At 63.7% G+C, this 22,877-nt stretch carries 19 protein-coding genes; 10 read left to right on the top strand and 9 right to left on the bottom strand.

What is annotated here, in order from left to right:
• Nucleotides 1-7: 7 nt before the first annotated feature.
• Entirely contained in the window at nt 8-673 is a 666-nt protein-coding gene (locus NKI37_RS20670) for an HAD-IA family hydrolase (protein ID WP_023704958.1), read from the bottom strand.
• A 178-nt stretch (nt 674-851) separates the two neighbouring features.
• On the opposite strand from NKI37_RS20670, the gene NKI37_RS20665 reads away from it, so the two are divergent.
• Both NKI37_RS20665 and NKI37_RS20660 read left to right on the top strand, forming a co-directional pair.
• A complete protein-coding gene (locus NKI37_RS20665; RefSeq protein WP_023688863.1) occupies nt 852-1,721 on the top strand; it encodes a transglutaminase-like domain-containing protein in 870 nt (289 codons plus the stop codon).
• A gap of 387 nt (nt 1,722-2,108) precedes the next feature.
• Nucleotides 2,109-3,377: a class I SAM-dependent methyltransferase gene (locus tag NKI37_RS20660; protein ID WP_023688864.1), complete on the top strand. Its 1,269-nt coding sequence runs from the start codon at nt 2,109-2,111 to the stop codon at nt 3,375-3,377.
• 66 nt (nt 3,378-3,443) lie between these two features.
• Here the strand turns inward: NKI37_RS20660 and NKI37_RS20655 are convergent, their stop codons facing one another.
• Together NKI37_RS20655 and acs are read right to left on the bottom strand one after the other, a co-directional pair.
• Entirely contained in the window at nt 3,444-4,181 is a 738-nt protein-coding gene (locus tag NKI37_RS20655) for an MOSC domain-containing protein (protein WP_023688865.1), read from the bottom strand.
• 9 nt (nt 4,182-4,190) lie between these two features.
• Nucleotides 4,191-6,146, bottom strand: a complete 1,956-nt coding sequence (gene acs, locus NKI37_RS20650) for an acetate--CoA ligase (RefSeq protein WP_352787107.1) — start codon at nt 6,144-6,146, stop codon at nt 4,191-4,193.
• Nucleotides 6,147-6,451: 305 nt separating this feature from the next.
• On the opposite strand from acs, the gene NKI37_RS20645 reads away from it, so the two are divergent.
• Nucleotides 6,452-6,724 (top strand): usg protein, encoded by a 273-nt coding sequence (locus NKI37_RS20645; RefSeq protein ID WP_023668649.1) that lies wholly within the window; start codon nt 6,452-6,454, stop codon nt 6,722-6,724.
• 60 nt (nt 6,725-6,784) lie between these two features.
• Here the strand turns inward: NKI37_RS20645 and NKI37_RS20640 are convergent, their stop codons facing one another.
• Nucleotides 6,785-7,819, bottom strand: coding sequence for an aldo/keto reductase (locus NKI37_RS20640; protein WP_023688867.1), 1,035 nt, complete (start codon nt 7,817-7,819; stop codon nt 6,785-6,787).
• Nucleotides 7,820-7,862: 43 nt separating this feature from the next.
• Nucleotides 7,863-9,044 (bottom strand): MFS transporter, encoded by a 1,182-nt coding sequence (locus tag NKI37_RS20635; RefSeq protein ID WP_286458483.1) that lies wholly within the window; start codon nt 9,042-9,044, stop codon nt 7,863-7,865.
• A 123-nt stretch (nt 9,045-9,167) separates the two neighbouring features.
• On the opposite strand from NKI37_RS20635, the gene NKI37_RS20630 reads away from it, so the two are divergent.
• Nucleotides 9,168-10,076 carry a LysR family transcriptional regulator gene (locus tag NKI37_RS20630; protein WP_023712034.1) on the top strand — a complete coding sequence of 303 codons (909 nt, stop codon included), beginning with the start codon at nt 9,168-9,170 and terminating at the stop codon, nt 10,074-10,076.
• Nucleotides 10,077-10,127: 51 nt separating this feature from the next.
• Here the strand turns inward: NKI37_RS20630 and NKI37_RS20625 are convergent, their stop codons facing one another.
• From NKI37_RS20625 to NKI37_RS20615, 3 genes are all read right to left on the bottom strand, one after another.
• On the bottom strand, nt 10,128-11,177 hold the full coding sequence (locus NKI37_RS20625) for an aldo/keto reductase (RefSeq protein ID WP_023700208.1): 1,050 nt from the start codon (nt 11,175-11,177) through the stop codon (nt 10,128-10,130).
• A gap of 154 nt (nt 11,178-11,331) precedes the next feature.
• On the bottom strand, nt 11,332-11,586 hold the full coding sequence (locus tag NKI37_RS20620; protein WP_023700209.1) for a type II toxin-antitoxin system Phd/YefM family antitoxin: 255 nt from the start codon (nt 11,584-11,586) through the stop codon (nt 11,332-11,334).
• Between the two features lie 89 nt (nt 11,587-11,675).
• Nucleotides 11,676-12,338, bottom strand: a complete 663-nt coding sequence (locus NKI37_RS20615) for a YggS family pyridoxal phosphate-dependent enzyme (protein WP_352787105.1) — start codon at nt 12,336-12,338, stop codon at nt 11,676-11,678.
• Nucleotides 12,339-12,485: 147 nt separating this feature from the next.
• Between NKI37_RS20615 and leuS the strand changes: the two genes are divergently transcribed.
• Both leuS and NKI37_RS20605 read left to right on the top strand, forming a co-directional pair.
• Entirely contained in the window at nt 12,486-15,113 is a 2,628-nt protein-coding gene (gene leuS / locus NKI37_RS20610) for a leucine--tRNA ligase (protein WP_352787104.1), read from the top strand.
• Entirely contained in the window at nt 15,100-15,696 is a 597-nt protein-coding gene (locus NKI37_RS20605) for an LPS assembly lipoprotein LptE (protein WP_023726126.1), read from the top strand. Before leuS ends, NKI37_RS20605 begins: the two co-directional genes overlap by 14 nt.
• A gap of 88 nt (nt 15,697-15,784) precedes the next feature.
• On the opposite strand, the gene fsa is transcribed toward NKI37_RS20605, so the two are convergent.
• On the bottom strand, nt 15,785-16,441 hold the full coding sequence (gene fsa, locus NKI37_RS20600; protein ID WP_352787102.1) for a fructose-6-phosphate aldolase: 657 nt from the start codon (nt 16,439-16,441) through the stop codon (nt 15,785-15,787).
• A gap of 90 nt (nt 16,442-16,531) precedes the next feature.
• On the opposite strand from fsa, the gene NKI37_RS20595 reads away from it, so the two are divergent.
• The 4 genes from NKI37_RS20595 to NKI37_RS20580 all read left to right on the top strand — a co-directional run bounded on the left by NKI37_RS20595 (nt 16,532) and on the right by NKI37_RS20580 (nt 22,870).
• Entirely contained in the window at nt 16,532-18,715 is a 2,184-nt protein-coding gene (locus NKI37_RS20595; RefSeq protein WP_023684089.1) for a primosomal protein N', read from the top strand.
• Between the two features lie 280 nt (nt 18,716-18,995).
• On the top strand, nt 18,996-21,200 hold the full coding sequence (locus tag NKI37_RS20590; RefSeq protein ID WP_050485870.1) for a TonB-dependent receptor: 2,205 nt from the start codon (nt 18,996-18,998) through the stop codon (nt 21,198-21,200).
• 15 nt (nt 21,201-21,215) lie between these two features.
• Nucleotides 21,216-21,590: a hypothetical protein gene (locus tag NKI37_RS20585; RefSeq protein WP_156033769.1), complete on the top strand. Its 375-nt coding sequence runs from the start codon at nt 21,216-21,218 to the stop codon at nt 21,588-21,590.
• Nucleotides 21,587-22,870: an MFS transporter gene (locus NKI37_RS20580; protein WP_023755519.1), complete on the top strand. Its 1,284-nt coding sequence runs from the start codon at nt 21,587-21,589 to the stop codon at nt 22,868-22,870. The genes NKI37_RS20585 and NKI37_RS20580 overlap by 4 nt, the downstream gene beginning before the upstream one ends.
• Nucleotides 22,871-22,877: the final 7 nt, after the last annotated feature.

The raw sequence follows: 22,877 nt of genomic DNA, 5'->3' as shown, positions 1-22,877 counted from the left end.
CCAGTTCTCAGGCCGCGCTGCGCTGTGCCCCCAGCGTCATCCAGCCGCTGTCATCGATGGCGATGGAGACGGTTTCATAGCCGCCAATCGAGTTGTGCTGAGTCGTCATTGGATGCTGGTGAGTGGCGCTGATCACCATCACCGACGCTCCCGCTGCTTCCGCCGCCGCGATACCGGCCGGTGCGTCCTCGAAGACCAGACAGTCGCCGATATCGACGCCGAGCCGTTTTGCCGCCAGCAGGAAACAGTCGGGCGCCGGCTTGCCGTGCGACACATCCTCGGCCGCGACCACCAAGGCGGGAACCGGGATGCCGGCGGCCCGCATGCGCAGCAGCGCCAACGGGCGCGGCGCCGAGGTGACGATCGCCCAGCGCTCTGGCGGCAAAGCGTTGAGGAACGGCACGGCGCCGGCGATCGGCAGCACGCCTTCGACATCGTCCGACTCGGCCTGCAACAGCACAAACGCCTCATGAACAGGGTCGAGGCCGGGAAGCGCCAGCCTGGTGATGGTCTCGACCGCCCGCACGCCATGGATCGTCGGCAGGAAGGCTTCGACGTCGAGACCGTGCTTAAGCGCCCACGCCGCCCAGACGCGCTCGGCCGAGGCGATCGAATTGAGCACCGTGCCATCCATATCGAACAGGAACGCGGCGAATTTTCTGCCTGCAAACATCAGATTTTCCACGGGTTAGGGATCGTTTCGGGAGGTCGAAACATGTCGTTCGACCGTAACGTCGCCACGCCTGCCTGGGAAGCCGCGGGAGAGCCTTTTCGATAGTTCCAGGGAACCATGGTCCCGCCTCTGGCGTTTTGAGCATACTGTTTTCCACGGGATCGAAGGGGCAATCATTGTGCTGATCCGGCTCGGCTACGAAATCGCCATTGAATGCGTCGGCGCCACGCCGGTCATCTCGCTGCTTGATATCCACAGGGATCGTCAGGCCGACATCAAACGGCAGACGCGCGTGCTGACGTCGCCTTCAGTGCCGAGCAAGGTCTATCACGATCTGTTCGGCAATACCTGCCGCCGCTTCACCGTACCCGCCGGCAGTTTCCGCATTCTCTATGACGCAGCCGTCGAGGACAGCGGCGAGCCTGACGCGGTCAACACGCTGGCCAGGGAAGTGCCGGTGGCGGAACTGCCGGACGATGTGCTCGGCTACCTCCTCGGCAGCCGCTATTGCGAGACCGATCATCTGAGCAGTCTGGCCTGGCAGCTTTTCGGCCATGTTCCCTCCGGCTGGGCGCGGGTGCAGGCGATCGTCGACTATGTCCACAACCGGCTGTCCTTCGGCTATGGCTATGCGCGGTCGACGCGTACCGCAGCCCAAGCGCATGAGGAGCAGGTTGGTGTATGCCGCGACTTCGCCCATCTGGCGATCACGCTCTGCCGCTGCATGAACATCCCGGCCCGCTATGTGAACGGTTATCTCGGCGACATCGGCGTACCGGCCGACCCGGCGCCGATGGATTTTTCAGCCTGGATGGAAGTGTTCCTCGACGGCAAGTGGTACACGTTCGACCCGCGCCACAACAAACCCAGGATCGGCCGCGTCGTCATCGCGCGCGGCCGCGATGCCACGGATGTCCCGCTGCTGCACAGTTTCGGCCCACACCAACTCTCGCTGTTCAAGGTCTGGACCTACGAGCAGGAAGGCAAGCTGTTCAATCCGCCCTATCACGGCGTCGACAAGACGATCAGCGCGCGGATGCTGGCGTGACCGGATTCTGATCTGCTTCGACACACAATCCGGAAATGGAAAAGGCCGCCGCTTCTTGACGAAGCCGGCGGCCTTCCGTGTTTCCGTCCGTGGCGCGGCCAATGGCGGCGACCGAGGTCACCCGCCGCGCTTATCGCGCCTTAACGGGAAGACTGCTTCCCGAAAGTGCAATCCGCTGAGGCCACGTTCTGGAAAACGAAATCACTCGACATCGGATCACCTCCTTTCGATTTGTTGAACACGTACAGATGATGGGGTGCGTTGCAGCAAAAAACAAGATGCCGATTTGAAATAGCTGGCGAGCCGCCTTTTGCGCCGGGTTGCGAAGAGCCGCGAGGGCGGGCAAAATCCATGCAAGGTGGATTGTCAGGACTCGGGAGGATGGCCATGGAGGCAGCCGAGAAGGCCGCGCGCATCGTGCGAACGGTGATCGAAACGCTGAAGCCGGGTTTTGCGGTCAAGCTGTGGACCGGCGAGCGGATCGGTCCCGCCATCGGGCCCGTGCTCACCATCAACGACCAGGACATCGTCTGGCAGGTGGTGAAGCGGCCATCGCTGTCGACGCTGATCGAGATGTGGATCTCCAAGACGATAGACATCGAAGACGGGACGATTTTCGATTTCTACGCACTGCCGTCGCAAGGCAAGCTCAGGACCAAGCTCAAGTCGCTGCCGAAGCTGGCGATCCTGCGCGACCTGCCGGCGGTGCTCCTGTCACGCAAGCAGATGAGTGCACGCACCGATCTGTCGGGTCGCAACCCCTATGTCAGCGGGTCGAGCCAGGAGGCGATCCAGCATCACTACGACATTTCGAATGCCTTTTACCGGCTCTTCCTCGACGAGCGCATGGTCTACAGCTGCGGCTACTTTAAGGATTTCGCCGATGGCATCGACCAGGCGCAGGCCGACAAGCTCGACCATATCTGCCGCAAGCTCAGGCTGAAGCCGGGCGAAAAGCTGCTGGACATCGGCTGCGGCTGGGGTGCCATGCTGATCCATGCGGCCAAAAATTACGGCGTCGTCGGCCATGGCGTGTCGCTGTCGCAGGCGCAGACCGATCTCGCCCGCGAGCGCATCCGCGCCGAAGGGCTGCAGGACCGCATCACCATCGAAATCAAATCCTATACGGAGCTCAAAGGCTCCTTCGACAAGATATCGTCGATCGGCATGTTCGAGCATCTCGGCCTCGCCAACCACGCCACCTATTTCAAGACCATCCATCGCTTGCTGAAGCCCGGCGGCATCTATCTGCACCACGCCATCACCAGGCGCAGCAAGGGCGACTTGAAGAAAACCTTGCGCAAGGGGCCGGAGTTCAAGGCGCTGCTCAAATACATTTTCCCAGGCGGCGAACTCGACACGATCGGCATGACGCTGGGCAATCTGGAGGCGCATGGCTTCCTGGTCTACGACGTCGAGAATCTGCGCGAGCACTATGCGCGCACCTGCCGGCTGTGGGCCGAGCGGCTACAGGCTCGCTTCGACGAGGCGGTCGCCGAAGTCGGCGAGGCCAAGGCACGGCTGTGGCTGCTTTATCTCACCGGCTGCTCGATCACCTTCGAGCGCGCCTCGGCGCAGATTTTTCAGACCGTCGTCACCAAACGCGCACGCGGGCCGAGCGGGCTGCCGCCGACACGGGCGGATCTGTATCGGTAGAGATAGGATTCGGGGCCGAACCCCACGCTTTCCAAGGTCTGCGATTCGCTGCCTCGCGGTAGAGGCCTACACGAACCGCATCGGCGCGCCGATCTCGACGCGGGCAGGCCTGTCCACAGTGCAATAGACGCCAAGATTGTGCGCGTTGTGGCGGACCAGATTGCGCAGGATGCCGGGATCGTGGTCGAAGCCGTCCTGGCTGATGATGGTGAAGCCGCAGCGGCGGCACGGCTCCGAGACGGTCACCAGCAGATCGCCGATGGCGAGCTTGCGGCCAATCCATTCGGTCTCGGGAAACGAGCCTTTGACCGCCGCCATGTCGACGACGATGTTGGGGCGGAAGCGGCGCGGATCGGGAATGCCTTCGGGGTGCAGCGCCTTGAGCCGCGCCAGCGATGCGGTGGTCAAGAGATGGATCGGCGCTTTGCGGTAGCGCGCCGCGGTGAGCGGGCCGGTGTAGCCGGGAGCGTTGTCCTGGCTGAACGGCCTGATCGAGGCGGCGAAGCCGAGATAGGCCGAGATGGCTTGGTCGCATTCCACACCCGGCACTGCCAGCCAGTCGCCGTCGGGAACGGCGATCTCCAGCTTGCGGTCCTTGCTCAGCCGGGTGCGGATGCGCGGCACCTTGTGCCACTTGGCGTCGCGGTCGGGCCGCGCGATCTCATTGTCCGAGACATCGACAAGGCCGAACAGCCGGTCGCCGTCGATGGTTTCAAGGCCGACCGAAATGGCGTCCTGGCGTTCGCCGGCAAGCGAACTTGCGGGGTAACGCCAGAGCTCCGTGACTGCGCCCAGTGCAGCCATCAAATCCCCTCAGCCCTTCTTGTTCTGGCGGTTGGCGATCAGATCATCGACCACGGCCGGATCGGCCAGTGTCGAGGTATCGCCGAGCGCGGAAAAATCGTCCTCGGCGATCTTGCGCAGGATACGGCGCATGATCTTGCCGGAGCGGGTTTTCGGCAGTCCGGGCGCGAATTGCAGCTTGTCGGGCGAGGCGATGGCGCCGATCTCCTTGCGGACATGGGCCACGAGCTCCTTGCGCAGTTCCTCGCTCGGCTCCACGCCTTTCATCAAGGTAACGTAGCTGTAGATGCCCTGGCCCTTGATGTCGTGGGGATAGCCGACGACAGCTGCTTCCGACACCTTCTCATGGCTGACGAGCGCCGATTCGACCTCGGCCGTTCCCATGCGGTGGCCGGAAACGTTGATGACGTCGTCGACGCGGCCGGTGATCCAGTAATAGCCGTCGGCGTCGCGGCGACAGCCGTCACCGGTGAAGTATTTGCCCTTGTAGGTGGAGAAATAGGTCTGCACGAAGCGGTCATGATCGCCATAGACCGTGCGCATCTGGCCGGGCCAGGAATCGGCGATGCAGAGATTGCCGTCGGCCGCCCCTTCCAGCACCCTACCTTCGCCGTCGACCAGCTGCGGCCTGATGCCGAAGAAGGGCCGCGTCGCCGAACCAGCCTTGAGGTCGGTGGCGCCGGGCAGCGGCGTGATCAGGATGCCGCCGGTCTCGGTCTGCCACCAGGTGTCGACGATCGGCACCTTGCCGTTGCCGACGATGTTGAAATACCACTCCCAGGCTTCCGGATTGATCGGTTCGCCGACCGAGCCCAGCACGCGCAGCGACTTGCGCGAGGTCTTCTTCACCGGTTCGTCGCCGGCGCCCATCAGCGCGCGCAGCGCCGTCGGCGCGGTGTAGAAGATGTTGACCTTGTGCCTGTCGATGACTTCCCAGAAGCGCGACTGCGAGGGGTAGTTCGGCACGCCCTCGAACATCAGCGTGGTGGCGCCGTTGGCGAGCGGGCCATAGACGATATAGCTGTGGCCGGTGACCCAACCGACATCGGCGGTGCACCAGTAGATATCGCCATCATGGTAGTCGAAGACATATTGGTGGGTCATCGCGACATAGACGAGATAGCCGGCGGTGGTGTGCAGCACTCCCTTCGGCTTGCCGGTCGAGCCTGAGGTATAGAGGATGAACAGCGGATCCTCGGCCTTCATCTTCTCCGGCTTGCAGTCGCCTTTCACCGTGGCGATCTCGTCATGGTACCAGATGTCGCGTCCCTGGACCCAGCCGGTCTTGCCGCCGGTGCGACGAACGACGACCACCTTATCGACCTTGGTGCCGGCCTTGGCGGCGATTTCGATCGCTCTGTCGGTGTTTTCCTTCAGCGGGATCGGCTTGCCGCCGCGCAGGCCTTCGTCGGCGGTGATGACGAAGGTCGACTTGCAGTCATCGATGCGGCCGGCCAGCGCGTCCGGTGAAAAGCCGCCGAAGACGATCGAGTGGATGGCGCCGATGCGGGTGCAAGCCAGCATCGCGTAGGCCGCTTCCGGGATCATCGGCATGTAGATGGTGACGCGGTCGCCCTTCCTGACGCCGTGCTTCTTCATCACATTGGCGAGCCGGCAGACATGCTCGTAGAGCTCGTTATAGGTGATCTTCTTGTCGTCGTAGGGATTGTCGCCTTCCCAGATGATGGCTGTCTGGTTGCCGCGCTTCTTCAAATGGCGGTCGATGCAGTTGTAGGAGACGTTGGTTTCGCCGTCCTCGAACCATTTGATCGAGACCTTGCCCTCGAAGGAGGTGTTCTTGACCTTGCTGAACGGCTTGAACCAGTCGATGCGCTTGCCGTGCTTGCCCCAGAACTTGTCCGGATTCTTCACGCTGTCGGCATACCATTTGAGGTAGGTGTCGTTGTCGATCAGCGCATTCTTCTTCCACGCCGGCTGGACGCGGTGGATCTTCACCTCGGACATGTCTTCACTTTCCTCCCAAACCACCCCGCCGGCTTGACCACAGCCAGGATCACGGCGACGCAGCCGCGAATTCGGCGGCATTATTAACAGTTCCGCGCTGACGGCAACATTAGACGTTGGATTCGCGTGGCGCGATGCCGCAGCTCCCGTTTCGGTTGTATCAGCACTCGGCAGCGGTCGCTGCTAACTGCATGTTTTCGTGCATAAAACCCGACTGGGATCAGGAAAATCATAGACAGTTAAGGAACGGCGCGCACAATTCGGTGTTGGGAGGAATGGAGAATCAACTAGGCCAAGGGGCTGTCATGCGCGATCATTCCGAAATGGACCTGATGCTCAAGGGGTATGGCCTGACCACGGCCAAGATTCTGTACCATTTTCCCGACCACCCGCATCTGCTGCAGAGCTTCATCTGGCAGGATTACGATCTGGCGCCGAAGTTTCCGGTGCTGATCAAGTTCATCGAGTTCTGGAAGGCCAGGCTCGACGGGCCGCTGCATTCGATCAGCTACACGCACCAGAAGCTGATCGCGCCGAACGAATGGCGGAAGGTGGATGGGGAGTTCGTGCTGCACTGAGCGGCAGTATAGCTGATCTCCCCCGCAAGGGGGGAGATTGGCAGCTTCAACGTCGTGCGATCACACCGCAGGCGGGTTCAGTCGGGCGAAACCTTCCTGGCGGCGATAAGGGAAGTACGGGTAGGGCGCGGTCACTTCGCTTGCGGCGTCGAGCTTTTTGACCTGCTCCGGCGTCAATGCCCAGCCGACGGCGCCGAGGTTCTGGCGCAGCTGTTCCTCGTTGCGGGCGCCGATGATGACCGAGGACACGGTCGGGCGCCGCAACAGCCAGTTGATGGCGATCTGCGGCACGGTCTTGCCGGTCTCTTCAGCCATCGCATCAAGCGCATCCATGACCCGGTAGAGATGTTGGTCCGCGACCGGCGGGCCGAAATCGGCGGTGTCGTGCAGCCGGCTCTTTTCCGGCAGGGGCTGGCCGCGGCGGATCTTGCCGGTCAGGCGGCCCCAGCCGAGCGGGCTCCACACCAGCGCGCCGATGCCCTGGTCGATACCGAGCGGCATCAGCTCCCATTCATAGTCGCGACCGACCAGCGAGTAGTAGACCTGATGCGCGGCGTAGCGCGGATAAGCATGCTTGTCAGCTTCCGCCAGCGATTTCATCACCTGCCAGCCGGAGAAGTTGGAGACGCCGACATAGCGCAGCTTGCCGGCGCGCACGAGGTCGTCCAGCGTCGACAACACCTCCTCGATCGGCGTGCCGGCATCGAAGGCGTGCAGCTGCAACAGGTCGATGTAATCGGTGCCCATGCGCTTCAGGGCGGCGTCGACGGCTTTGATCAGCCGCGAGCGCGACGAGCCGTAGTCGGCCGGTCTGTCGCCCATCGGCAGCGAAGTCTTGGTCGAGATCAGCACCGCGTCGCGGCGGCCTTTGATGGCTTCGCCAAGCACTTCCTCGGAGGCGCCGTTCGAATAGACATCGGCGGTGTCGAACAGATTGACGCCGGCCTCGAGGCAGATGTCGATCAGCCGCCGCGCTTCCTTGGCATCGCTGTTGCCCCAGGCCCCGAACAGCGGCCCGGAGCCGCCGAAAGTGCCGGCGCCGAAAGAGAGTGCGGGCACTTTCAGGCCCGATGCGCCGAGACGTCGATAATCCATTTTATGCTCCTTGATGATGTCGAAGAAGGATTGCGCGTGATGCTCATGACTGGGCGCAGACCGGCACCCCGATTGTGGGGGCGCGATCGAGGCGCAGCGCCAGGGCAGCGACGCCAAGAGCCGCGACCGGCAGCAAAGCGGCGATCCAGGTTAGTGAGCCGAGGCCGAGGTCATGGGCAATCACCGCGCCGCCAAGCCAAGCGCCGGCGGCATTGCCGAGGTTGAAGGCGGCGATGTTGAAGGACGAGGCGAGGCTCTGGCCCGCGCCTTGCGCCTTTTCCAGCACCCACATCTGCAGCGGCGCCACGGTGGCGAAGGCGGCGGCACCAAGCAGGCCGACATAGATGACGGCCAGGATTTGGCTGTGGACGGCGAAGGTCATTGTGGCCAGCACCAACGCCAGCACCACGAGGCTGCCGAGCACCGCCGGCACCAGCCAGCGGTCGGCGACCTTGCCGCCAAGCAGATTGCCGGCGATAAGACCGCCACCGAAGACGAGCAGGATCGGCGACACGGCGGCTTCCCCAAAACCGGTGATCTCGGTGAGCAGCGGGGCGATGTAGGTGAAGACGGCGAAGACGCCGGCATAGCCGAGCACGGTGGTGGCGAGGCCGAGCAGCACCGGCGTGCGGCGCAGCACTGCGAGGTCGGCGCGCAGATTGGTCTTCTCGGGCGCTTCCTTGCTGCGCGGCACCAGAAGCAGGATGACGGCAAAGGCTGCCAAGCCGACCAGGGTTACGGCCCAGAAGGTGGCGCGCCAGCCGAAGGTCTGGCCGAGCCAAGTGCCGAAGGGCACGCCGAGGATGTTGGCGATAGTCAGGCCGGTGAACATCAGCGCGATCGCCGAGGCTTTCTTGTTGGGCGCGACCAGGCCGGTGGCGACCACCGAGCCGACGCCAAAGAAAGTGCCATGGGCAAAGGCGGTGATGATGCGGGCGCCCATCAGCGTCCAGTAGTCGGGGGCGATCGCACAGGCGAGGTTGCCGAGCGTGAAGATCGCCATAAGGGCCAGAAGGACGGTCTTGCGGGGCCAGTTGCCGGTGGCGATGGTCAAAAGCGGCGCGCCGATGACGACGCCCAACGCGTAGCCCGAAATCAACTGGCCGGCGGCCGAGATCGAGACTCCGAGATCTTTGCTGACATCGATCAGCAGCCCCATGATGACGAATTCGGTGACACCGATGCCGAAGGCGCCGGCAGCGAGGGCGTAGAGAGCAAGAGGCATGGCGGTTTCCAGTTCGAACTCGATGAACGCGACCAGACCCGCGCCCCGACCGCAGAGATCGTGTTGCCATGCCTTGTGAACCAGACTTGCCTTGGGCATATTTCCTGTGAAATAGATTCACAAATGGCCAGACCCGATATCAGCCGTTCCGGCGAGATCGAAGTGTTCGTCCGCGTCGTCGAGGCGGGCAGTTTCTCGGCTGCGGCTCGTTCGCTGCGTATGACACCGTCGGCGGTGAGCAAGCTGATCGCGCGACTGGAGGCAAGGCTCGGCGCGCGGCTGGTCACGCGCTCGACGCGCAAGCTGCAGCTGACGCCGGAAGGGACGGCGTTCTATGACAGCGGGGTGCGCATCCTGGCCGATATGGCGGCGGCCGAGCGCGAGGCGGCCGTGGGTGCCGCGCCGCGCGGACGGCTGCGCGTCAACTCCTATGTGCCCTTCGGGGTGCATCGGCTGATCCCGCTGCTGCCTGATTTCCTCGAACGCTACCCCGGGATTTCGGTCGATCTGGTGCTGACCGACAGCGTCATCGATTTGATGGCTGAGCGTGCCGACGTCGCCATCCGCGCCGGGCCGCTCGGCGAGTCGCGGCTGGTGGCGCGCAAGCTCGGGCAAAGCCGGATGACAGTCGTTGCCGCACCGTCCTATCTCAAGACGCATGGCACGCCGCTGGTTCCAGCAGATCTCGACCGGCACAATCGCATGGCTTTCGGCTTTGTCCGGCATGTCGATGGCTGGTCGTTTGTCGATGCAACCGGGAACGCCGTCATGGTGCCGATCACCGGAAACACGCTGGTCGGCGATGGCGAGTCGATGCGGTTGATGGCGGTCGGCGGCGCCGGCATCGCCCGGCTGGCACACTGGCATGTGGCCGATGACATCGCGGCGGGGCGGCTGACGGCGCTGCTGGAGGATTTCAATCCGGGCGACGAGGAGCCTACCCACGCCGTCTATGTCGGCCAGGGCCGGCATTTGCCCGCACGGGTGCGGGCGTTTCTCGACTTTCTGGTCGAGAGCGTGCGGATGAGCTGAAAAGACGTTGGGGAGCCAGATGACCCCCCAAGCATCAGGCGACAGCGATGACTATTTCTTCGGGGTGAACGGCGCCGGGCGGCGACCGGCGCCCTGACGCTCCAGCATCCAGCCGGGATATTCGGCCGGCAGCGCGCTGACCTCATCCAGTTTGGCGAGATCGTCGGCGTCGAGCTTCACCTCGGCCGCGGCTAGGTTCTGCTCGAGCTGCTCCATGCGGCTGGCGCCGATGATGACGCTCATGACGAAAGGTTTGGCCAGGACATAACCGAGCGCGACCGTAGCGACGCTGACATCGTGCTTTTTGGCGATGTCGCGCATGACGGCGACGGCTGCCCAGGCGCGGTCCTCATCGACCGGCGGGAAGTTGAAGGCGGCGCGGCGGCCCTCGCCATTGCCGGGCGCGCCGGGACCGTATTTGCCCGACAGCAGGCCGCCGGCCATCGGCGACCAGACCATCAGGCCGAGCTTTTCCTCGTTGATGAGCGGCACGATCTCACGCTCGAGATCGCGGCCGGCGATCGAGTAATAGGACTGGATGGTCTCGAAGCGGGAGAACCCCTTGCGCTCGGCAATGCCCAGAGCCTTGGCGATGCGCCATGCCTGCCAGTTGGAGACGCCGACATAGCGAACCTTGCCGCTGGCAACCAGGTCATCAAGTGCCCGTAGCGTCTCGTCGATCGGCGTCACCGTATCGGTGCCGTGCAACTGATAGAGGTCGATATGGTCGAGCTGCAGCCGCTCCAGGCTGCCCTCGACCGAATCCATGATGTGGCCTCGCGAAGAGCCGCGCTCGTTCGGGCCCTGGCCCATGGCGCCATGCACCTTGGTGGCAATGACGACGTCCGAGCGCTTGACGCCGAGATCCCTGAGCGACTGGCCGAGCAGGCGCTCGGACTGGCCGAAGGAGTAGACGTCGGCGGTGTCGAAGAAATTGACGCCGGCGGCGATCGAACGGCCAACGATGTCGTTGACGCCCTTCTGGTCGAGGCTGGCGATCAGACCCCATTGGGCATTCTCGCCGGCGGCGCCGAAGGTCATTGTGCCGAGGCAGAGTTCGGAGACGAACATCCCCGTATTTCCGAGTTGATTGTAGCGCATGGTGGCAGCTCCAGAAGATTTGGTGATTACGCAAAGCAAATAGGAACGGTACGTTTCGTTTCCAGTGGTGGCGTAATCGACCGGATGCATCTGGCCCCATAGAACTCGTCAACCGTGGCGAGATGCGCGAGGCGATGTTTGTGTCGAAAATCTATCAGAATTCCACGGGTCGGATCATCGTCTCTGAGCGGCGGTTGACCTCCTCGACGAAATCGTCGTCCCATGCGGGACCGGAGAGGAGATATTCCGCAAGCGAAGGCTTTGCGCCGATCAGTTGGTCATAGTCATCAGGAGACAACACGACGGCAGCTGGCTTTCCGCGCAAGGTGATGGTTTGCGGCCCTTCTTCGCGCGCCTGTCGCACAAGCTTCGAAAGATTGTTTCGTGCGTCCCTGAGGTGCCAGTCCAAGAAGAATAGTCCTCGCTAACTCGGCCGGATGTGCTCGATACATTAGCTCGAAAAATCGGGGATCGACAGGTGTCTCGCGAAGCCGACGACTACCGGCTCCCAAAAATCGCCGAGCCGACCCGGACGCTGGTGGCGCCGAAGGCGATCGCGGTCTCGTAGTCGCCGGACATGCCCATCGACAGTTTGGCGACGCCGGCCTCCTTGCCGAGCTTTTCCAGCAGGGCGAAATGCGGGCCGGGATTCTCGTCCGCCGGCGGGATGCACATCAGGCCTTCGATGGCGAGGCCGTGGACATCGCGGCAGCGGGCAACGAAGGCAACGGCGTCGCGCGGCTCGATGCCGGCCTTTTGCGGCTCCGAGCCGGTATTGACCTGGACATAGAGTTTTGGTGCACGGCCTTGCCTAGCGATCTCCTTGGCGAGTTCGGCGGCGATCTTCTCGCGGTCGACGGTCTCGATGACGTCGGCGAGCGCGACGGCTTCCTTCGCCTTGTTCGACTGCAGCGGGCCGATCAGATGCAGCTCGATGTCGGGGAATTCAGTTTTCAGCGCCGGCCATTTGCCTTGCGCCTCCTGCACCCGGTTTTCGCCAAAGACGCGCTGGCCGGCCTCGATGACCGGGCGGATGGCGTCGACCTCAAAAGTCTTCGACACAGCAACCAGCGTCACGGAGCCGGCGTCGCGGCCGGCCTCGCGCTCGGCGGCAGCGATCCTCGTCCTGACGGCGAAAAACTGTTCGACGGCGCTCGCCATGCCTATATCCTGCCTGTCTTTCTAGCCCTCGCCGGCTCACCGCAGTTGACGGGTCCGGCAATCCATGGTGAACACCGCCACGACATTTACCTTGGCCACCGGGCCTTGTCCGGCGGTCTGCGCCTGCTTTTAAGTGAAAATCATCCGATGGCAACCGAACGATACAATCCGCGCGCGTCAGAGCCCAAATGGCAGAAGGCCTGGGCCGAAAAGAAGCTGTTCGAAGCGCAGAACGACGACCCGAAGCCGAAATACTACGTGCTGGAGATGTTCCCCTATCCCTCGGGGAAGATCCATATCGGCCACACCCGCAACTACACGATGGGCGACGTGGTGGCGCGCTACAAGCGGGCCAAGGGTTTCAACGTGCTGCACCCTATGGGCTGGGACGCTTTCGGCATGCCGGCCGAAAATGCGGCGATGCAGAACAAGGTCCATCCCAAGGAATGGACCTACGCCAACATCGCCGCCATGCGCGAACAGCTCAAGATGATGGGCCTGTCGCTGGACTGGACGCGTGAGTTCGCCACCTGCGACGTCGACTATTACCACCGCCAGCAGATGCTGTTCCTCGATTTCGTCGAAAAGGGGCTGGTGACGCGCAAATCCTCCAAGGTCAACTGGGACCCGGAGGACATGACGGTGCTCGCCAACGAGCAGGTCATCGACGGCCGTGGCTGGCGCTCGGGCGCGCTGGTCGAACAGCGCGAGCTGACGCAGTGGTTCTTCAAGATCACCGACTACGCGCAGGACCTGCTGGACTCGCTGAATGGTCTCGGCGAGTGGCCGGAAAAGGTCAAGCTGATGCAGCAGAACTGGATCGGCCGCTCGGAAGGGCTGCTGATCCGCTGGCCGCTGGCCGCTCCGGTTGGCGATGCGAAGGAACTGGAGGTCTACACGACCAGGCCCGACACCATTTTCGGCGCGTCGTTCATGGCGGTTGCCGCCGACCATCCGCTGGCCAGGAAGGCCGCCGAGACCAATCTCGATCTGGCCAAGTTCATCGACGAAATCAGGCATATGGGCACGTCGGTGGCCGCACTGGAGACGGCCGAGAAGAAAGGTTTCGACACCGGCATCCGCGTCGTGCATCCGTTCGACGACTCGTGGACCCTGCCGGTCTATGTCGCGAATTTCGTTTTGATGGAATACGGCACCGGCGCCATATTCGGCTGCCCGTCGGGCGACCAGCGCGACCTCGACTTCGCCAACAGATACGGCCTGCCGGTGATCCCGGTGGTGATGCCGGAAGATGCCGACGCCAAGACCTTCCATATCACGGAAGAGGCCTATGTCGATGACGGCGTGATGATCAATTCGCGCTTTCTCGACGGCATGAAGCCGGAGCAGGCGTTCGACGAGGTCGCAAAGCTGCTGGAGCAGAAGACCATCGGCGGTCGGCCAATGGCGGAGCGCAAGGTGAACTTCCGCTTGCGCGACTGGGGCATTTCGCGTCAGCGCTACTGGGGCTGCCCGATCCCGATGATCCATTGCGAGGATTGCGGCGTCGTGCCGGTGCCGAAGGCCGACCTGCCGGTCAAGCTGCCCGACGACATCGAGTTCGACCGTCCCGGCAATCCGCTCGACCGCCACCCGACCTGGCGGCATGTGAAGTGCCCGCAATGCGGCAAGGATGCGCGCCGCGAGACCGACACGATGGACACGTTCGTCGATTCGTCCTGGTATTTCGCGCGCTTCACCGCGCCCTGGGCCAATGAGCCGACGGAGCCGAAGGCTGCCGATGACTGGCTGGCCGTCGACCAGTATATTGGCGGCATCGAGCACGCGATCCTCCATCTGCTCTATTCGCGCTTCTTCACCCGCGCCATGCGCGCGACCGGGCATCTCGACCTGGCCGAGCCGTTCAAGGGCCTGTTCACGCAAGGCATGGTGGTGCATGAGACCTACCGCGTCGGCGGAGCGTCGAACAATGGCCGCTGGCTGTCGCCGGCTGAGGTCAGGATCGAGGATGTCGGCGGCAAGCGCCGCGCCATCGAGATCGCCACCGGCGAAGAGGCGGCGATCGGCTCGCTCGAAAAGATGTCGAAGTCGAAGAAGAACACGGTGAGCCCGGAAGACATCACCGATGGCTACGGCGCCGATACAGCGCGCTGGTTCATGCTGTCGGATTCGCCGCCAGAGCGAGACGTGGAGTGGACCGACGACGGTGCCGCCGGCGCGCATCGCTTCATCCAGCGCATCTGGCGCCTGGTGTCGATCGCCGCCGAGACGCTCGACGGTGTCAAGCCGCAGGCGGCGAAGGAGGGCGAGGCGAGTGCCGTTTCCAAGGCCGCGCACAAGATCCTGAAGGCCATCGGCGAGGATATCGAGAAGCTCGGCTTCAACCGCGCGATCGCGCGCATCTACGAACTGGCCAATGCGCTGACCACGCCGCTCAACGACGTCGCCGAGGGCAAGGCCGACGCCGCGCTCAAAGGCGCCTGCCGCGAGGCGGTGGAGATCCTGGTGCATGTCGTCGCGCCGGTCATGCCGCATCTGGCTGAAGAGTGCTGGCACACGCTCGGTGGCACCGATCTGGTCGCCGAACGGCCATGGCCGGTCTACGACCCGGCGCTGGTGGTCGACAACGAGGTTGTGCTGCCGGTCCAGGTCAACGGCAAGATGCGCGGCTATTTGACAATTGCCCGCGACGCGGACCAAGGTGCGATCGAAAAAGCGGTTCTGGCTCTCGACTTCGTGCAGAAAGCGCTGGAAGGTAAGGCGCCCCGCAAGGTGATCATCGTGCCGCAGAGGATCGTCAATGTCGTTGTTTGACTTCAGAAGGATGGGGCCTGATCTGGAAAAGACGGCGCGTTTGCTGCGCCGCGCAGCGCTGTACGGCATGGTCGCTTCGATGGCGCTGGTTTCGGCCTGCACGGTCAGGCCGCTCTATTCCAGCGCGCCGTTGACGGCCGGTTCGACGCTCAGCGCTTCGGCGGAACTGGCGTCGGTCGCGGTCAAGCCGGTCAAGACCCGTTACGCCCAGCAGGTCCGCAACAATCTGATATTTGCCTTTGGTCAAGGCGCCGGCGAGCCGCCGGCGCCGGTCTACATGCTCGATCTCGGCGTCACCGAACTGGTCGAATCGGCCGCGGTGGTGCAGATCCAGACCGACGAAGACGAGCCGACGGCGGGCACTGTGACACTGACCGCAAGCTATGTGCTGACCGATGCCAAGACCGGCGTGGTGATCGCCACCGGCAAGCGCTCGATCCCGTCATCCTTCGACAAGCCGACGCAGGAGTTCGCTTCCTACCGGGCGCAGCTCGACGCCGAGAACCGCGCAGCGCGTGAACTGGCTGAAATGGTGAGCCTGTCGGTCGCCCAGGATTTGGTCAGGCACGGCAAAAAGGCCTGAGCATTTCCTGGCCTTGCCAACTCGACTTTAGCAGTTCGCAAAAAAAGGCCGGTTTCCCGGCCTTTTTCGTTGATACCGAACCTTGATCTCAGCCGATCTTCTGGCCGGTCTTGGCCCAGTCGGCCGCGAACTGCTCCAGGCCCTTATCGGTCAACGGGTGCTTGACCAGCGCCTTCAGCGTCGCCGCCGGCGCGGTAACGACATCGGCGCCGATCAGGGCCGCCTGCTTGACGTGGTTCACGGTGCGAACCGAAGCGACGAGGATCTCGGTGTCGAAATCATAATTGTCGTAGATCTGACGGATTTCCTGGATCAGCTCCATGCCGTCGGCGCCGGTGTCGTCGATGCGGCCGACGAAGGGCGAGATGAACGAGGCGCCGGCCTTGGCCGCCAGCAGCGCCTGGTTGGCCGAGAAGCACAGCGTTACATTGACCATGCGGTTCATCTCGGTGCGGATCGTCTTGCAGGCGCGCAGGCCGTCGAGCGTCAGCGGCACCTTGATGCAGACATTGTCGGCGATCTTGGCCAGGATGTTGGCCTCGGCCATCATGTCCTTGTATTCGACCGCAACAACCTCGGCCGAAACCGGGCCCTTGACGATGTCGCAGATCTGCTTGGTGACCTCGGCGATCTTACCGCCGGATTTCAGGATCAGCGAGGGATTGGTGGTCACGCCGTCGAGCAGCCCCAGGTCGTTCAGTTCCTTGATGTCCTTGATGTCAGCGGTGTCGACAAAAAATTTCATGGGGGTCTCCTGAAAGATTTCCATGTGCATGCCATGCACATTCGGGGTTGCCCTTTGATCTAGACCAAAGTCGGGGCAAGGTCACGCCCGATGATCGAAGATTCGCCCTTTGTCGCAGCCGCGCCGGTGCTGGTGCCGATGCCGGCCGAACGGCCCTACACCTACGCTGTGCCTGCCGGCGTGCGCGTGGTGCCGGGCTCGATCGTGCGCGTGCCGCTCGGTCCGCGCCAGGTTGCCGGCATCGTCTGGGATGGTGCGGTCGAGAATATCGACGCCAAAAAGCTGCGCCCGATCGAACAGGTCTTCGACTGCCCGCCGATCGACCGCGGCATGCGCCGCTTCGTCGACTGGGTGGCGCAGTACACGCTGTCGCCGCCCGGCATGGTGGCGCGCATGCTGTTGCGCGCGCCGGAGGCGTTCGATCCCGAACCATGGATCGAGGGCCTGCAGCGGACCCTCGTCATGCCCGACCGGATGACGGATGCCAGGACGCGCGTGCTGGAGACGGCGGAAGGGGGGCTTGCCTGGACGCGATCCGGCCTGGCGCACGCGGCGGGCGTGTCGTCGACGGTGGTCGAGGGACTCAAGGCGCAAGGCGTGTTCGAGACGGTGATGATCCCGCCTCGACCGGTGGTCGCCGCGCCCGATCCCTCCTACGCCATGCCGGAGCTGATGCCGGACCAGGCAGACGCGGCCGCCATGCTGCGCGCCAATGTCGCGGCCGCTGCTTTCAACGTCACGCTGCTCGACGGCGTCACCGGCTCGGGCAAGACGGAAGTTTATTTCGAGGCGGTGGCGGCAGCCCTCGACCAGGGCAGGCAGGTGTTGATCCTGCTGCCGGAGATCGCGCTGACGCATGCCTTCCTCGAACGCTTCCAGCAGCGTTTCGGCGCCAAGCCGGCGGAATGGCATTCCGACCTGCCGCCCCGAATGCGCGAAAAGGTCTGGCGACAGGTGGCGGAAGGCGGCGTGCGCGTCGTTGCCGGGGCGCGTTCGGCGCTGTTCCTGCCGTTCCGCGAGCTCGGGCTGATCGTCGTCGACGAGGAGCACGACCCCGCCTACAAGCAGGAGGATCGCGTCTTCTACAATGCGCGCGACATGGCGGTGGTGCGCGGCCATATCAGCGGCTTCCCGGTGGTGCTGGCGTCGGCGACGCCATCGGTCGAAAGCCGGGTCAATGCGCAGCAGGGCCGCTACAGCAGGGCGGTGCTGTCGGCGCGCTTTGCCGAAGCCGCGCTTCCCGATCTCAAGACGATCGACATGCGGCGCGCGCCGCCGGCCCGCGGCGGCTTTCTGTCGCCGCTGCTGATCGACCAGATGCAACGTACGCTGGAGAAGAAGGAGCAGTCGCTGCTGTTCCTCAACCGGCGCGGCTATGCGCCGCTGACGCTGTGCCGTGTCTGCGGCCACCGCTTCGGCTGCCCGGTTTGTTCGGCCTGGCTGGTCGAGCACCGCTTTCGCGGCCAACTCGTCTGCCATCATTGCGGGCACAATGAGAAGCGGCCGGAGGCTTGCCCGGAATGCGGCACGCTCGACCATCTGGTCGCCTGCGGGCCTGGCGTCGAGCGGATAGCTGAAGAAGTCGTGGCGCATTTCCCCGACGCGCGCACGATCGTCCTGTCATCCGATTTGATGGGTGGAGTGCGCCGGCTGCGGCTGGAGCTCGAGGCCATTGCCAATGGCGAGGCCGACATCGTCATCGGCACGCAGCTGGTCGCCAAGGGCCATAACTTTCCCAACATGACGCTGGTCGGCGTCGTCGATGCCGATCTCGGCCTCGCCAATGGCGATCCCCGCGCCGCTGAGCGCACCTTCCAGTTGCTCAGCCAGGTGACCGGCCGCGCCGGCCGCACCGGCAAGAAGAGCCTCGGCCTGCTGCAGACTTTCCAGCCGGACCATCCGGTGATGCGGGCGATCGTCTCGGGCGATGCCGAGGCCTTTTACGAACGCGAGATCACTGAGCGCGAACGGGCAGCCCTGCCGCCCTTCGGCAGGCTTGCCGGCGTCATCGTCAGTGCGGTGACGCGGGCCGAGGCCGAAGGCCACGCGCGCGGCCTGCGCCGTGCAGCACCCCAGGCCAGCGACCTGTTCGTGCTCGGTCCGGCCGAGGCGCCGCTGTCGCTGCTCGGTGGGCGCCATCGTTTCCGTTTGCTGATCCAGGGTGAAAAGCGCGCCGACATCCAAGGCTTCATCCGCACCATGCTGGCCGAAGGGCCGAAGCAGCGCGGCTCGGTCCGCGTGCAGGTCGACATCGATCCGCAGAGCTTCTTGTAAGCACAAAGGCTGACGCCGCCGCCGGCCGCCCGTAAGCCGTTTGTCAAGAAAACTCAGCATCTTAGTGCCGGCTAAAATGCGCGCCGTTCATGTACCCGGCTCTCATCCGTTCGCTGACTAATCCTGATTTGAAAAGCCACAAAATAAATGTTGACTCGTTTTATCATGAATTATACCTGGGCCTTTCCGCTCTGGCGCTGGGGACCAGGGCATGGATGGGGACAGCATGCGCAGATTTTTCAGTACGCTTCTTTGGTCATCGGCTTTGGGTTCGTCGATTATGGCAGGCGCGGCATTTGCCCAGGAAGCCGCTCCGACGGACCAGCAGGGAGCCACCGTGCTCGATCAGATCCTGGTCACCGGCCGCAATGAAAGGTCGATTTCCAGCGTTGCCCAGTCCGTTCAGGTCGTGGAACGGCAACAGGTCGAGGAAGCAACGCAGGAAAATATCGACGCCGCGACCCTGATCAGCCGCATCGTCCCCGGCTACGCGCCACGCAACCAGACCATTTCCGGCGCTTCGGAAACCTTCCGCGGGCGCAGCGTTCTCATCATGGTCGACGGTGTGCCGCGCAACACACCGCTGCGGGACGTCTCACGCATCCTGTCGATGATCGACCTGAATTCGGTCGAGCGCATCGAAGTCATCAATGGCGCGTCCAGCCTTTATGGCGCCGGGGCCACCGGCGGCACGATCAACTTCATCACCAAGCGCGGCGATAGCGACAAGCCGAAGGTGACAGTGCGCACCGGCGTCACCGCCTTCACCGAAAACCCCGGCAAATCGGCCGGGCCCAGCACCAGCGTCTCGGTCGAGGGCAAGAAAGGCGATTTCGACTATTTCTTCTCGGCGTCCGGCGATCTGTCGCGTCGCACCTATGACGGCCACGGCAACGAGGTGGCTTCGGACGCCATGCTTGGCCAAGGCGGCGGCGACCGCACCGGCACGGGCAATCTGTTCGGCGTGGCCGGCTACCAGTTCGATTCCAGGCGCTTCGAGGCCAGCGTCGACTGGACCTATGCCAACCAGAAGCCGCACTGGTTCACCGATTACACGACCAATCCCGTCTCCCCGGATTTCGGCGATCCCTATGAAGGCAAGCCGCTGAAGGAAGATTCGAAATATCTGACCGCCAAATACACCGACAGCGACTTCGCGCTCGGAAACCTCGAGGTCAAGGCGTTCTACAACGACATCTTCAAGCAGTCGCCCTTTACCAAATTCTCGGCCGTCAACAGCCAGGTGTATTTACCGACGAACCCGACGCGGCCGGTGATCCTGCCGCCGGGTACCGACCCGACCGCCGACTTCAACCAGACGGCGCTGCAATCGCGGCGCAGCGGCGTCAACCTGACCGTCAACACGCCGATGAACTTTATCACTCAGGGCAGCACGCTGACCTGGGGCGCCGACTACGTCTTCGATGCCACCGATCAGCAGCTGACCAACGGTCAGGACGCCATCTCGCCCACGACCCAGAACTCGGTTGCCTTGTTTGCGCAAGGCGAAATTCCGGTGACGGATCGCTTTCGCATCAGCGGCGGCGCGCGCTACGACCAGTTTTATCTCAATGTTGAAGACTTCACCCGGCCTGCCGCTGCCGTTCTGCTCGGCCGCAACATTATCGGCCTGCCGGCGATCCGGGTGACCGGCGGCTCGTTCGACTACGACGCCGTCACCTTCAACGCCGGCGCCGTCTACGATCTGACCGAAAGGATGCAGCTTTTCGGCAATTTCTCGCAAGGCTACAGCCTGACCGACATTGGCGGCTTCACCCGCCGGGCCGGGTTGAACTCCAACGCCGAAACCTGCGACGCCTATGGCACCGCCATCCGGCCGCTGCTGCCGTGCACCAACGCGCCGGATTATGCGATCAGCTATGCCGATATCGCGCCTGAACCCCAGCTGGTGAACACCTGGGAAGCCGGTCTGCGCGGCGATTGGGGCGACTATCGCGGCGGCGTCAGCACCTATCTGTCGACCTCGGACAACGGCGTCAGCTACGACATCGTCAACAACCGGGTATCGCAGCAGAAGGAACGTATCTGGGGCGTCGAAGCCAATCTCGAGGCAGACCTCAGCGGCATGTTCACGCTGGGCGGATCGGTCGGCTATGTCGAAGGCAAATACGACGCGGATCACGACGGCCACATCGAAGCGAACGAGTATCTGCCGAACAACCGTGTCCCCTCGACCTACAAGGGCCTGGTCTATCTCACCACCCGTTTCGAGAACGAGCTGACCCTGCGCAGCGAGTTGGAGCTGTTTTCCGGACGCGACCGCATCGCCACCCAGGAACTGGACGGTGCAGCACTGGTCAATCTCGCCGTCTCGAAGACGTTCGGCAATGAAAGCGTGCTGAACCTTGCCGTGCGCAATGTGTTCGACACCTACTACATCAACCCTTCCGCATCGGCGACCCGCGGCGCCGACGTTCCGGGTCTGGGACGTTCGGTCGCTCTGTCCTACCAGATCACATTCTGAGGGGCGGCGGTGGCGGTGTCTCTCCAACGAAACGGTGCATTAGTCTCGCTGCTGGCAGAAGCGCCAGCCGATCCGGCGGATGGCGCGCGCTATATCGAGGCGCTCGGCCGCCTTTCGCAGGAACGGGAGCCGTTCGTGCTCCTGGTTGATATCCGCATCGAGATCGCGCTGAGCGACGCCCGGCGCAAGGCGCAAAACCTCTGGTACAAGGCGGAACGCGAGCAGCTCGAAAAAGCCTGCCGCGCCTGTGCGCTGGTGCGCCCCGCCGCCGACGAGAACATGCAGCGCGTCTGGCAAAGCCTGTTCGGCTTTCCAGTGCTCGTCACCCGCAGCCGGGCGGAGGCCGGCGCCTTCCTGAACGGTTACGCACCGAAGGACTATGTCAAATGAGCGCCGACGCAGACCGGCCGGCGCCCGCCGGGCTTCCGCGCCTGCGGCTTTTCGTCGTTCTCGCCTGCCTTTATCTGGCGCAGGCCATCCCGAGCTATCTGTTTGCCGCGGCGATCCCGCCGATCCTGCGCGAGCAGGGCGTGTCGCGCACCGCCATTGGCTTGATCGCGCTGCTGATGCTGCCGCTGGTGCTGAAATTCCTATGGGCGCCGCTGGTCGACCGCTTTCGGCCAATGGCCCGCGCCCATCGCGCCGGCTGGGTCATCATCACCCAGATCGGCGTCATCGCCGGCATCGCCGCCATGCTTTGGATCGAGCCGACCGATGTCGCCGGTATCTTTGCCGTCGGCCTTGTCGTGAGCCTGTTGATGTCGACCCAGGACATCGCCACCGACGGCTACGCGGCCAAATATCTCGACCCGAAGGACAGGCCGATCGGCAATGCGATCCAGGGCGGCGCCGTCGCGCTCGGCGTCGTTCTCGGCGGCACGCTCGGCCTGTTGGCTTATCATCATGCCGGCTGGCAAACCATGGTGGCCATGGTGGCCGCGCTGTCCATCATCCCGCTGGTCGCCGCCTTCGCCATGCGCGAGACCGATCCCGTCGCCAGCGCGCCGCAGGCGGCCATCGACCGCCCCTCGATCCTGCGCTTTCTGCGCCGGCCGGAGGCACGCCAGATCCTGTGGATCGCGCTCATCTACCGCGCCAGCGAGGGGCTGGTGAAGTCGATGGAAGGCTCCTATCTCGTCGATGCCGGCGTGCCGCTCGATATCATCGGTTATCTCTCGGGCGGTGCCGCGCTCACCGTCGGGCTCGGCGGCTCGGCGCTGGCGGCGTGGCTGCTGCACAACAGGGGCGCCGCCTCGGTGCTCGGCCTGCTCGGCGCGCTGCGAACCATCTGCTTCCTGATCTTCGCGCTGCACGCTTTCGGCGCTATCGCCGGCTTCTGGCCGATCTTCGGCGCCTCGTTCCTGCAGACGCTGGTGCGCTACATGGAGATCGTGGCGCTCTACAGCCTGTTCATGTCCGTCACGTCGTCGGACCAACCCGGCACCGATTTCACCATCCTGTCCTGCGCCCAGCTCATCGTCTACCTCGTCGGCTCCATGCTTGCCGGCCGCCTTGCCGACATGCTCGGCTACTCCGCGTTGTTCACCCTGGCGACAGTGCTGTCGGGCATCGCCGTGGTGGCGACCTATCGCATGCTGAATGCCCATTTCGCCGATGCCGCAAAGACCCAGCCAGGAACGCCGATGCCGCTGCCGGAGGTCGCCGAATGAGCGCGGG

The organism is Mesorhizobium sp. M0626, assembly GCF_040320665.1.
GTDB lineage: Bacteria > Pseudomonadota > Alphaproteobacteria > Rhizobiales > Rhizobiaceae > Mesorhizobium.
The sequence above is the reverse complement of the archived record's forward strand: the minus strand, read 5'-3'. Positions and strand labels throughout refer to the sequence as shown.